Raw genomic sequence first — 10995 nt, forward strand, 5'->3', positions numbered from 1 at the left:
GCCGAGGGGTGGACGACCACCTCGGCCGCCCCGCCGGCCGAGCGGACCGTGAGGCTCTCCAGCGGGGTGTCGACATCGGTGAGCAGGACCCCGTCCGCCTCCACCCGCAGCCGGTGGGTGCGGACCGCGAGGGCCGTCGGGGCCGGGCGGACCAGGGTGCGGACGAGGGAGCGGCAGGTGCCCCAGACGGTCGCGGACGCCGGTGTGAGGGCCGGTGAGGCCGGCACCTGGAGGTCGCCGAGGACGACGCCGTCGCTGTCGTCGACCAGCAGGTCGAGGCGGCGTACGGCCCCGTCGAGGACGGCCCGGGCGGCCGCCGGGGTGGAGCGCGGCACGCCGAGGGCGTGGGCGAGTTCCAGCGCGTCGGGGGGCCCGATCGGGACGAGGGAGAGGGCGCCCGCGGCGAGCTCCCGTTCCCGGTGGAGGAGGGCCACCGTACGCAGCAGCGCGCGGTCGTCGCCGAGCACCACGGGGCGGCGGGAGCCGCGCCTGGCCAGGGCGCGGGTGAATTCCTCCGGACTGTCCGGCAGGCAGATCTTCGCCTCCGCGCCCGCGGACAGTACATCTTTCGCGATCCGTACGGACTCGCCGTCACTTCGGCGGGCGACCGGGTCGACAATGACCAGCAGCTGGTCGTGATCCGACACCTCGGTCCTTCCTCGGGTAGCATCTTTGTGCAAGAGCCCCTTGCGCTATTGCGCCAGGGGCTTCGTCTATTCCGGGGCACACCGGTGAGGCGGCCTCGGCCCCTGACCTTGGACATGCCCCACCCGGAAGGGGTGTACGCCTGTGCCCGCACTTGTGCTGCTCGGTGCTCAGTGGGGTGACGAGGGCAAGGGAAAGGCCACCGATCTCCTCGGTGGATCCGTTGACTATGTAGTGCGCTACCAGGGCGGCAACAACGCCGGCCACACCGTCGTCGTCGGCGACCAGAAGTACGCGCTGCATCTTCTCCCTTCCGGAATCCTCTCGCCGGGGTGCACCCCGGTGATCGGAAACGGTGTCGTCGTCGACCCGGCGGTCCTGCTCTCCGAGCTGAGTGGACTGAACGAGCGCGGCGTCGACACGTCGAAGCTCCTGATCAGCGGCAACGCCCACCTGATCACCCCGTACAACGTCACCCTCGACAAGGTGACGGAACGGTTCCTCGGTAAGCGCAAGATCGGCACCACGGGCCGTGGCATCGGTCCGACCTACGCCGACAAGATCAACCGCGTCGGCATCCGGGTCCAGGACCTGTACGACGAGTCGATCCTCACCCAGAAGGTCGAGGCGGCGCTGGAGGGCAAGAACCAGCTCCTCGCCAAGCTCTACAACCGTCGTGCCATCGACGCGGAGCAGATCGTCGAGGAGATGCTCCAGTACGCGGAGCAGATCAAGCCGTTCGTCGCGGACACCACGCTGATCCTGAACAACGCGCTCGACGAGGACAAGGTCGTCCTGTTCGAGGGCGGCCAGGGCACGCTGCTCGACGTCGACCACGGCACGTACCCCTTCGTCACCTCCTCGAACCCGACCGCGGGCGGCGCCTGCACCGGCGCCGGCGTGGGCCCGACGAAGATCAGCCGGGTCATCGGCATCCTCAAGGCGTACACGACCCGTGTCGGCGCCGGCCCGTTCCCGACGGAGCTCTTCGACGCGGACGGCGAGGCGCTGCGCCGCATCGGCGGCGAGCGCGGTGTCACCACCGGCCGTGACCGTCGCTGCGGCTGGTTCGACGCGGTCATCGCGCGCTACGCGACCCGGGTCAACGGCCTGACGGACTTCTTCCTCACCAAGCTCGACGTGCTGACGGGCTGGGAGCAGATCCCGGTCTGCGTCGCGTACGAGATCGACGGCAAGCGCGTCGAGGAGCTGCCGTACTCGCAGACCGACTTCCACCACGCGAAGCCGATCTACGAGATGCTGCCGGGCTGGTCCGAGGACATCACCAAGGCGAAGACCTTCGCGGACCTGCCGAAGAACGCGCAGGCGTACGTGAAGGCGCTGGAGGAGATGTCGGGCGCGCCGATCTCCGCGATCGGCGTCGGCCCCGGCCGCACCGAGACGATCGAGATCAACTCGTTCCTGTAGTCCCCGGAGTGGGCCCCCTCCCCCGGATCGAGTCCGGGGGAGGGGGCCCGACGGGACGTCGGCACTACACGGTCAGCTTCGTGTCGCGGCCGACCTTCTCCCAGGTCCTGAGATCGTCCCGCACCTGGTCCAAATGCCCCAGGATCGTGTCGATCGAGTCGTCCCCCAGGGCCAGCCGCAGCGGCGTCTCGTCCGCGTTCAGCGCGGCCAGCACCGCCGCCGCCGCCTTCGCCGGGTCGCCCTCCTGCAGACCGCCGCCGGTCTCCACGAACGCGCGGGTCGCGCCCACCGTCTCCGTGTAGTCCGCGATGCCGTCGCCGCTCAGGCTGTGGTTGCCGAAGAGCCTCGTGCGGAAGGCGCCCGGTTCGACGATCAGGACGTCGATGCCCAGCGGCCGCACCTCCGCCGCGAGCGCCTCCGACATGCCCTCCAGGGCGAACTTCGTCGCGCTGTACGCGCCGAATCCGGCCATCGACATCTGTCCGCCGACGCTGCTGAGCTGCACGATCGCGCCCGAGCGGCGGGCCCGCATGTGGGGCAGGACCGCGCGGGTCAGCGCTGCGGGGCCGAAGACGTGGACGTCGAACAGGGAGCGCAGCTCGGCGTCGGAGGTCTCCTCGACCGAACCGACGTGTGTGCGGCCCGCGTTGTTGACGAGGACGTCGATGCGGCCGTGGCGCTCGGCGACCTCCGCGACGACGGTGTCGACCGCCGCCGGATCGGTGACGTCGAGCGCTACCGGGTCGACCTGGTCGGGGTGGGCCGCGACCAGATCGTCCAGGGTCTCGGTGCGGCGGGCCGCGGCGACCACGATGTCGCCGGCCGCGATCGCCGCCTCGGCGAAGGCACGGCCGAAACCGCTGTTGGCGCCCGTGATCAGCCAGACCTTGCTCATGGGGATCCCTCTTCCTGGTTCTCGTCCTCGCTGCTGCGTCTCGACCAGCCTGTGTCACAGGGCCGTTGCCGGTCCAAGACCTGCTGTGATAGCTCATGGTGATGACCATGGACGTGCACGGGCGTGACCTGAGGTACTTCGTCGCCGTCGCCGAGGAGCTGCACTTCACCCGTGCGGCCGAGCGGCTGTACGTCTCCCAGCCCGCGCTCAGCAAGCAGATCCGGGCCCTGGAGCGGCAGCTCGGCGCGCCCCTCTTCGACCGCGACCGGCACGGCGTCCGCCTCACCCCCGCCGGTACGGCCCTGCTGCCGCACGCCCGTGCCGTGCTCGCCGCCTGGGAGGAGGCGGACGGGGCCGTGCGGCGGGCCCTCGCCGCCGAGCGGTCCACGCTCGTCGTCGGCATGTCCACCAGTCCGGGGCGCGGCGGGCTGCTGCCCGCGATCCGCTCCCGTTTCACCGAGGCCCACCCGGAGGCCGTGCTCAAGCTGCGCCAGGTGGGGTGGGAGGACCCGACGGCCGGACTCGCCGACGGCGCGAGCGACGTGGCGTTCGTCTGGCTGCCGCTGCCCGCGGCGGAACGCTTCCGCTGGGTCGTCGTGGCCGCCGAGCCCCGGCTCGTCGCCCTCCCGGAGACCCATCCGCTGGCCGCCCGCGAGCGCCTCGACTTCGCGGACCTCCTGGACGAGCCGTTCCTCGCCCTGCCCGCCACCGGTCCCGAACTGCGCGACCACTGGCTGGCGCTGGACTCCCGGGGCGGCCGCCCGCCGGTCGTCGGCGCGGAGATCGCCAGTGCCGACGAGACGTACGAGGCCCTCGTCGGCGGCTTCGGCATCTGCCTGGTCGCGGCCGGCAACGCGCCGCTCCTCGCCCGCGACGGCGTCGTCACCCGCCCCGTCGACGGGATCGGCCCCAGCCACTTCGTCCTCGCGCACCGCGCGGACGACACCCGCCCCCTGGTCCGCGCGTACGCCGAGGCGGCGGCGGGCCGGGCGGGGCCGTCCGGCGCCTAAGAGCGGTGGTACTCGTTCGGTTCGCCGTCGAGCATCGGGTAGACGAGGAGCCGGTCCTTGCCGTTCAGCTTGTCGACGAGGAGGTAGCGGGAGAGGCCCTCCTGGCATTCGCGGTCCCAGGCGTTGGTGTCCCGGGTGGCGGGGCCGATGATCAGCAGGTTGCCGACGCCGGCGAGGACGGCCGTGGTGCCGCAGGACCAGTCCTCGTCCATGAGCACGCCGTCGACGGTGCGCGGATAGCCGTCGAGGACGCTGACCACGGGGGCGCCGACCGGGCCCTGGGTGATCGTCACCTGCGAGGTGTAGCGCTCGTCGTTCTCGCCGTAGATCTCCGGGGCGGGGATGCGTGTCCAGCGGCCGAGGAAGCGGGCGGGGACGACCTCGGTGCCCTTGGGGGCCTTGCGGAAGGTGGCCTTGGCCGTGCCCGAGGTCCACTCCAGGACGTCGGGGGAGCGCAGCGTCAGCGTCTGGTGGGCGGCGGGGACGCAGCGCTGGGCGGGCACGCTGGTCGTCACGTCGGACTCGCCGAGGACGACCTTGTCCTCGTCGGCGGAGACGAGCCGGGAGCGGCCCATGCACAGGCGGTTCTCGGCGACCTGGACGTAGACGGCGTTCTTCGAACCCGCCGCCCCCTGGCTGATCTCGAACCGGGCGGTCTCCCGCGGGTGGTCCTGGGAGCCCTGGATGACGCCCTCCCAGGCGCCGAGGAACGCGGCCGGGACGATGCCGGCGGGGCGGGCCGCGACGTTGCCCGTGCCGCTCGGGGCCCGGTTCTTCTGGTCGTCCATGCCGGTGTCCGGGTCGGGCCAGAAGGTGTACGTGAGGGTGGCCGCGGCCGCCACCGCGAGGGCCGCGAGCCCGGCGGCCAGGGCGGTCCGGCGCGGGCGTCCGGCCCGGGGCCGGGGCTGGGGCGCCGTGGAGGCGGTGGACGGGAGGGGAGTGGGCGGGGTCGGGTCGCCGTCGGCACCGCCGCCCGCACCAGCGCCGCCACCGGTACCGCCGCCCGCACGAGCGCCGCCACCGGCACCGTGACCGTCGGCCGCGTTCCCCGTTTCCGGTGCGCTCTTCGTCTCCGCCTCCAGGAGCCGCGCCGCGTGCCGGCCGAGCCGGGCCAGGACGTCGGCCGGCAGCCAGGGGTCGGGGACGGGCAGCGTCTCCGCGATCTCGGCGGCCGAGGGCCGCGCGGCCGGGTCCTTCGCGAGACAGGCCCGGATCACCCCGGTCAGCTCGGGCGCCAGATCCGTCAGGTCGGGCTCGTCGTGGGCGATCCGGAACATCGTCGCGTGCACGCCGCTGTCCGCCGTCCCGAAGGGGGAGCGGCCGGTCGCCGCGTACGCCAGGACCGAGCCGAGGCAGAAGATGTCGGACGCGGGGGTGAGCCGGTCGCCCCGCACCTGCTCGGGCGACATGAAGCCGGGGGAGCCGACGACCGCGCCGGTGGTGGTCAGATTGCCGCCGTCGGCGACGGTGTCGACGGCGCGCGCGATGCCGAAGTCGATGATCCGCGGCCCGTCGACGGTGAGCAGGACGTTGGACGGCTTGAGGTCGCGGTGCACGAGTCCGGCGGCGTGGATGTGCACGAGGGCGCGGGCGAGGCCGGAGGCCAGCGCCTTCACGGTCGCGGGCGGCAGCGGCCCGAACTCGTCGCCGACCACGGCCCGCAGCGACGGACCCGGTACGTAGCCGATCGCCACCCACGGCGAGTCGGCCGCGGTGTCCGAGCCGAGGACGGGCGCGGTGCCCGTACCGCCGACCCGCTCGAGGGAGGCGACCTCGCGGGCGAACCGGCGCCGGAACTCCTCCTGTGCGGCCAGCTCCGCGTGCACGACCTTCACCGCGACGGTCCGTCCGCCGGCCGAACGCGCGAGGAACACCCGGCCCATGCCCCCGACCCCGAGGCGGCCGAGCAGACGGAACGGGCCGATGCTGACCGGGTCTTCCGCGTTCAATGGATCCACGTCGTCAGAGCATGCCAGACCGGGGGTCGGCAGTCCCTACCGATCGCATGCCGGACCAGGGGCGTCCGTCCCCGGCCCCCGCCCGCCGGGACCGGAGGCCGGCGGCGCCGGGCGCGCGGTCAGCCCTCGCCACAGATCTTCAGCCCCTTCGGCGTCGAGCAGGGCAGGTGCCCGTGGGCGCGGATGATGTCCTGGCCGCTGCCCCAGCGCAGATAGGTGAGGAAGCTGGCGGTCAGCGAGTCGGCCCCGGGCTCGCGCCAGGTGTAGGCGTACTCGATCTCCCGGTACGGGTAGCTCGACTCGCCCAGCTCGTCCAGGACCGGTCTGCGGCCGTCGACGGCCACCCGGTGCAGGCCCTTCAGGCCGGTGCCCTCACGCACCTCCGTGTAGCCGATGGCGCCGGGCAGCTTGGCCACCGTGGACAGGACCTGTTCCGTGGAGTCGAGTTCGCAGCGGATGACCGGCGACTCGGGGTCGTTGCTGGTCCGGCAGTCCAGGGAGGAGTTGGCGGGCTCGTTGCGTCCGAGGACCCGGCGCTGGAACACCTCTCTGGTGCCGGAGTTGGCGTCCCGGCTGACCAGCAGGATCGGCAGGTCCATGCTGGGCACCAGTTCGCCCCAGTTCTTGATCTCGCCCCGGTAGATCCGGCGGATCTGGTCCAGGGTCAGGTTGTCGACGGGCACGTCGTCGTTGAGGACGAGGGTGTAGAGGGAGACGGCGACCATGCTCTCCCGCAGCTCGGGGAAGCCGCCCGGCTTGCGCCCGTCGGACAGGGCGACGACCGCGGGGGAGCCCTTGGCCTTCTTCGCGCCCTCGTCGGCCAGCCGCCGTATCCCGGACGTCGACCCGTGCGCCTCCACGCTCACGGTCGCGCCCTCGCAGTCCTTCTCGTACTTCTTCGCGAGGTCCCGTACGACGGGTGCGAAGGCCGTCGACCCGGTGACCGTGAGACTCCCCTTGGCGCAGCCGATCGGCGGCGGGGTCTGCTCCCGGACGATGATCACGGCGAGGGCGATCATGCAGAGCGTGAGGGTGAGGGTGACGGTCCGCGCGACCCGGCTGAAGAGGGGCGCCTTGTCGTCGGGGGTCGTGCTGTGGTTGACGTGGACGACACCGTCGTCGAGGGTGCCCTCGACGGTGACGGGGGTGCCCGTCGGCCCGCCGGTGAGCAGGACGAGCAGCTTGTAGTGGGCGCCCCGGTTGAGCGGCACCTTGGGCAGCCGGATGGAGCCGACTCCCATGGTCGGCTGCCAGGCGGCGTCGAAGTGGGTCAGGAGCCCGGGGTGGTCGGGGGCGGTCACCACGATCGCCTTCATCTGACGGCCGGGGCCGGTGCCGCCGTCCCGGTGGGCGAACCGCACGGTGAGTCCCGTGGTGCCGCCGTCCGTGTAGTCGTCGCCGCCGATGGCCAGGCCGCCGTCGTTCTCGATGCGGAGCAGGACGATGGTGGCGTCGGTCAGATCCTGGTTCGTGTCGAAGTAGCCGCGCCGTACGGTCGCGCCGGGGCCGGTCATGGCGCTGCTGGCCGCGGCTCCGGCGCCGATGGAGGTGTCGAGCTGGACGCGGTAGCCGATCCGGCGCCGGCGCGGAACCCACCACTGGACCCAGATGGCGGCGATCGAGACGAGGACACCGACCAGTGCGGTGACCACGGCGATGATGTTCTCAGCGGTAAGCCAGTCCACCCGCGCGACGGTACGGACGTGTGTGCGGTTACGGCGGGTACGTCGCGTCCCGCCACCTGGAGTTCGTGCTTCCGCCAACGAAGCCCGTCCCCCGGCAGGCCCCGTCCCCCGGGCGGCCCCGTCCCCCGGCATGGCCCCTCCGGGGGCCGGGCGCTGCGCGGGCGGGTCATCAGAGGTTGCCGGGGGTGTGGAGCGTGGGTGTAATGGCCACGAGGGGGCCTTCAGTCTGAGGAGAACCCCATGCGTGTCGTCGAAGTGACCGCCTACGGCGGACCCGAGGTCCTCAGAATGGCCCGACGGCCGGAGCCGGAGGCCGGGGCAGTCCCGGGCATGGTGCGTGTGCGGCTCAAGGCCGCCGGTGTGAACCAGGCGGATCTCCGGATCCGGGCCGGCCGGTACGCCGACGCGGTCGGCGACCTCAAGCCCCCGTTCGTCCTGGGCACGGACTTCGCGGGAAGGCTGCTCGACCCGGCGCCCGGGATGGACCCCGGGACCCGTGTGGCCGGCCACATCCCCTGGTACGAGCTGCTGACCGGCGACGGCACGTACGCCGAGGTCATCTGGGTCGATCCGCAGTGGCTGGCCGTGATCCCGGACGACGTGGAGTTCACCGTGGCCGCGTCCGTCCCGCTGGCCTCCGACACGGCGCAGCAGGGCCTCGACCGCCTCGCGCTCCCGGCGGGGGCGACGCTGCTCGTGACCGGCGGGAGCGCCGTGGTGGGCCGCTTCGCGGTCCAGTACGCCCATGCGGCCGGACTGCGGGTCGTGGCCGTCGCCCACGAGGGCGACGAGAGCGAACTGAAGATCCTCGGCGCGGACCACGCCGTCCCGCGCGGCACCCCGGAGGAGGTGCGCGCCCGGGTGACCGAGGCGGTCCCGGAGCCGGTGGACGGGATCTTCGACGGCGCGCTCGTCGGCGAGGGGCTCCTCCCGCTCCTGAAGGACGACGGGGTCTTCGTCGCGATCGCTCCCGACCGGATTCCGCCCGCCGAGCGGAACATCCGGGTCGAGGCCGTCCGGGCCCGCCCGGACGCCGCCCGGCTGAAGGAGGCGCTGCAGAAGGTGGCGGACCGCGAGCTGATCACCCGGGTGGCCGACGTCATGCCGCTGGAGGAGGTCGCCGAGGCCCACCGCCGCGCGGAGGCGGGCCACCGGCCGGGGCGGATCGTGCTCCTGATCTGAGAGGGGGCGCCCCTCCCTCGCGCGGTACCCCCCTGGCTCCACGGGGACAAGGCCCGGGCCCCTGGTCCGGGCCTTGTCGCACCCTCGTGAGAGGCTTCTGGCCTCCGGCGGCACACGACCATGCGCCCGCCGTCGAGCCCGTAGACGAACCGAGTGGATCCCAGGGGGGAACCTTCATGACCGCCATCCGACGTCGGCGTGCCCTGCGCGGCGCCCTCGCCGCCACCGCCGCCTCGATCGCCCTGGCCGCCACCGCGGGCACCGCCTTCGCCTCCGGCGACCCGGCCGGTGCCGACCGGGCGCGTGCCACGGCCACGGCCGAGGCCGAGCGCCAGACCGAGCGCCAGGCCGGGCCCCAGACCGGGGATGCCCGGCGCGCGGGCACCTTCGCCGCCGCGGACGCCCCGGTGGAGACGCCCACCTTCTCGATGAACGCCGTCCACAAGCAGACGAAGGAGCTGTACCTCTACTTCGCCGACCGCGAGGGCGGCTTCCGCCCCCGCTACCCCGTCGAGGTGACCTTCGACCACAGTGCCGACGTGATCGACGTCGACAACGACAAGGACGGGTACGGCGACGGCACCTGGTTCCTCCACAAGGACGGGACCCTGAGGTACAACTGGTTCGAGGGCCCCGGCGATCAGCGCTCCAAGCAGGTCGGCAAGGGCTGGAACATCTACACGACGGTCCTCTCGCCCGGCAGCATCGGCGGCGCCAAGGAGGCCGACCTCATCGGCGTCGACAAGGCCGGTGTCCTGTGGTCGTACCTCGCCTACCCGGACGGTTCGCTCACCGCGCGCACCCGGGTCGGCGGCGGCTGGGGCCAGTACGACCAGGTCGAGGGCCAGGGCGATCTGTCCGGTGACGGCAAGCCCGACATCGTCGCCCGCGACAGGACCGGCGTCCTGTGGCTCTACAAGGGCACGGGCGACTACAAGGCCCCGTTCGAGGGCCGTACGAAGATCGGCGGCGGCTGGAACGTCTACGACCGGCTGCTGTCGGTCGGCGACCTCGACGCCGACGGCCGGACGGACCTGATCGCGCGCAAGCCGAACGGCGACCTGTTCCGGTACTCGGGCTCGGGCAGCGCGCAGGCCGTCTTCCAGAAGCCGGTGCAGATCGGCCACGGCTTCCAGATCTACAACCTGCTCTAGGCGCAGGCCGGTTGAGCGTCTCCACATCATGCTCACCGGTTCTTCAAAATTTAGCCAAATTTCGAACAACTGTGGCAAGATTTCAAGATCAGCGGCGTGTGAAGTGCGCCGCCGAAGAGTCCCAGGGGGGAACCTGATGACTACCATTCGACGTCGTCGTGCGCTCAAGGGCACGCTCGTCGCCACGGCCGTCGCGGTCGCGACCGCGACCATCGCCGGCACGGCCTCCGCCGCCGGCACCGCCGAGGCCCCGGTGCAGCCCACCTTCGAGCTGTACGGCGCCAACAAGCAGACCGGGGAACTCCAGGTCTGGTACCCCATCGGCAACGACATCGACACCATCGGCCCGCTCGGTGACGTCTCCGACATCTCCGACATCGTCGTCGCCGACAACGACAACGACGGTCACGGCGAGGCCGAGTGGACCGTCAACAAGAACGGGCGGCTGGACTTCTACTCGCCCGACAGCGGTGACATCGACTCGAGCGTCGTCGGCCGGGGCTGGAACATCTACACCACGGTCCTCTCGCCCGGCACCATCGGCGGGGCCCAGCAGGCCGACCTGCTCGGTGTCGACAAGTCCGGCGTGCTGTGGAGCTACCTCTCGTACGCGAACGGCACCCTCACGCCCCGCGTGCGGGTCGGCGGCGGCTGGAACGCCTACACCCAGATCGCGGGCCAGGGCGACCTGTCCGGCGACGGCAAGGCCGACATCGTCGCCCGCGACAAGACGGGCGTCCTGTGGTTCTACAAGGGCACGGGCAACTACAAGGCCCCCTTCGCCGGCCGTACGAAGATCGGTGGCGGCTGGAACGCGTACGACCGTCTGGTGTCGACCGGTGACATCAACCTCGACGGCAAGGCGGACCTGCTCGCCCGCAAGTCGAACGGCGACCTCTTCCGCTACCTCGGCACGGGTAACGCCGCGGCGCCGTTCAAGGCTCCGACCAAGGTCGGTCACGGCTTCCAGAAGTTCAACCTCTTCTAGTCGCACCCGTCCCACCTGCGTGGTGACCGCATGACGGCGGCCCCGGGCTC

9 protein-coding genes are annotated in these 10995 nt (G+C 72.1%); 5 read left to right on the forward strand and 4 right to left on the reverse strand.

Features of this window, described 5'->3' with window-relative positions; genetic code table 11:
- Window positions 1-647: diacylglycerol kinase (locus ACFQ79_RS35040; protein ID WP_383590917.1), on the reverse strand; the 647-nt coding region annotated here is incomplete at its 3' end.
- Window positions 648-789: 142 nt separating this feature from the next.
- On the opposite strand from ACFQ79_RS35040, the gene ACFQ79_RS35045 reads away from it, so the two are divergent.
- The gene (locus ACFQ79_RS35045) at window positions 790-2073 is read left to right on the forward strand and encodes an adenylosuccinate synthase (RefSeq protein ID WP_055600217.1); all 1284 of its coding nucleotides are present in this window, start codon (window positions 790-792) and stop codon (window positions 2071-2073) included.
- A gap of 64 nt (window positions 2074-2137) precedes the next feature.
- On the opposite strand, the gene ACFQ79_RS35050 is transcribed toward ACFQ79_RS35045, so the two are convergent.
- Entirely contained in the window at window positions 2138-2968 is an 831-nt protein-coding gene (locus tag ACFQ79_RS35050) for an oxidoreductase (RefSeq protein ID WP_383590919.1), read from the reverse strand.
- Between the two features lie 101 nt (window positions 2969-3069).
- On the opposite strand from ACFQ79_RS35050, the gene ACFQ79_RS35055 reads away from it, so the two are divergent.
- The gene (locus tag ACFQ79_RS35055; RefSeq protein WP_383590920.1) at window positions 3070-3978 is read left to right on the forward strand and encodes a LysR substrate-binding domain-containing protein; all 909 of its coding nucleotides are present in this window, start codon (window positions 3070-3072) and stop codon (window positions 3976-3978) included.
- Here ACFQ79_RS35055 and ACFQ79_RS35060 read toward each other — a convergent pair.
- On the reverse strand, window positions 3975-5936 hold the full coding sequence (locus tag ACFQ79_RS35060; RefSeq protein ID WP_383590922.1) for a serine/threonine-protein kinase: 1962 nt from the start codon (window positions 5934-5936) through the stop codon (window positions 3975-3977). The genes ACFQ79_RS35055 and ACFQ79_RS35060 overlap by 4 nt on opposite strands.
- A gap of 119 nt (window positions 5937-6055) precedes the next feature.
- Complete coding sequence (locus tag ACFQ79_RS35065; protein ID WP_383590924.1) at window positions 6056-7621, reverse strand: substrate-binding domain-containing protein; 1566 nt, start codon at window positions 7619-7621, stop codon at window positions 6056-6058.
- Window positions 7622-7861: 240 nt separating this feature from the next.
- Here ACFQ79_RS35065 and ACFQ79_RS35070 point away from each other — a divergent pair, with 240 nt between their 5' ends.
- The 3 genes from ACFQ79_RS35070 (at window position 7862) to ACFQ79_RS35080 (ending at window position 10945) form a co-directional block, all read left to right on the forward strand.
- Window positions 7862-8803 (forward strand): NADP-dependent oxidoreductase, encoded by a 942-nt coding sequence (locus ACFQ79_RS35070; RefSeq protein ID WP_383590926.1) that lies wholly within the window; start codon window positions 7862-7864, stop codon window positions 8801-8803.
- A gap of 176 nt (window positions 8804-8979) precedes the next feature.
- A complete protein-coding gene (locus tag ACFQ79_RS35075) occupies window positions 8980-9957 on the forward strand; it encodes an FG-GAP repeat domain-containing protein (protein WP_383590928.1) in 978 nt (325 codons plus the stop codon).
- 136 nt (window positions 9958-10093) lie between these two features.
- A complete protein-coding gene (locus tag ACFQ79_RS35080) occupies window positions 10094-10945 on the forward strand; it encodes an FG-GAP repeat domain-containing protein (protein WP_383590931.1) in 852 nt (283 codons plus the stop codon).
- Window positions 10946-10995 lie beyond the last annotated feature (50 nt).

Origin of the sequence: Streptomyces sp. NPDC056480 (assembly GCF_042795405.1) — a bacterium.
GTDB lineage: Bacteria > Actinomycetota > Actinomycetes > Streptomycetales > Streptomycetaceae > Streptomyces.